This is a genomic window from Streptomyces sp. NPDC002845 (genome assembly GCF_053591955.1).
In genome coordinates this window covers 1-1,063 of the sequence record NZ_JBSFUU010000260.1, presented here as the reverse complement: position 1 = coordinate 1,063, position 1,063 = coordinate 1, and the positions used below count along the sequence as shown (strand labels likewise).

1 protein-coding gene is annotated in these 1,063 nt (G+C 70.7%); it reads left to right on the top strand.

What is annotated here, in order from left to right:
* Positions 1-101: 101 nt before the first annotated feature.
* Positions 102-1,063: IS21 family transposase (gene istA / locus ACWD3C_RS48745; protein WP_451155297.1), on the top strand; the 962-nt coding region annotated here is incomplete at its 3' end.

The following is a 1,063-nucleotide window of genomic DNA, read 5'->3' as shown; positions in this document are numbered from 1 at the left end:
TGTCGCCGTTCCGTGAACCGTGACCCCCTATCGGTCGATGAAAAGTGACCCCTTCCGTGATCGAGTGATCAGTCTGGCTCCATGGGAGTCAGGTGGAAGAGGTGATCGGTGTGGAGGACTGGGCTGAGATCCGGCGGCTCCACCGTGCGGAAGGAATGTCGATCAAGGGGATCGCGCGGCATCTGGGGATCGCCCGGAATACCGTGCGGCGGGCTGTGGCCAGTGATGATCCGCCGAGGTACCGGCGGGCGCCGAAGGGCTCGATCGTGGACGCGGTGGAACCGGCGATCCGCGAGCTGCTGGCGCAGTACCCGCGGATGCCTGCGACGGTGATCGCCGAGCGGATCGGCTGGGAGCGGTCGCTGTCGGTGCTCAAGCGGCGGGTGCGGGCGTTGCGGCCGGTCTATCTCCCGGCGGACCCGGTCTCGCGGACGGCGTATCAGCCCGGCGAGCTGGCGCAGTGCGATCTGTGGTTCCCGCCGGCGGACATCCCGCTGGGCTTCGGGCAGAGTGGCCGGCCGCCGGTGCTGGTGATCGTGTCCGGGTACTCGCGGGTGATCACCGCGCGGATGCTGCCGTCGAGGCAGGCCGCCGACCTGGTGAGCGGGCACTGGGAGCTGCTGTCCGGCTGGAATGCGGTGCCCCGGGTGCTGGTGTGGGACAACGAGCCCGGCATCGGACGGCGCCGTGAGGGACGGGCTGTCCTGGGCCAGGAGTTCGCCGCGCTGGCCGGGCTGCTGGCCTGCAAGGTGGTGCTGTGCCGGCCCCGCGATCCGGAGGCGAAGGGTCTGGTCGAGCGGGCCAATGGCTACCTGGAGACGTCGTTCCTGCCCGGCAGGGTGTTCGCTTCCCCGGCCGACTTCAACACGCAGCTGGCCGGATGGCTTGAGGTCGCCAACCGGCGGGTGCACCGCACCCTTGAGGCCCGCCCGGCCGAGCGGTGGGAGGCCGACCGGGCCGCGATGCTGCCGCTGCCGCCGACCGCACCGCCGCGCTGGTGGCAGACCTCGGTGCGGATCGGCCGGGACCACTACATCCGCCTGGACACCTGCGACTACTCCGT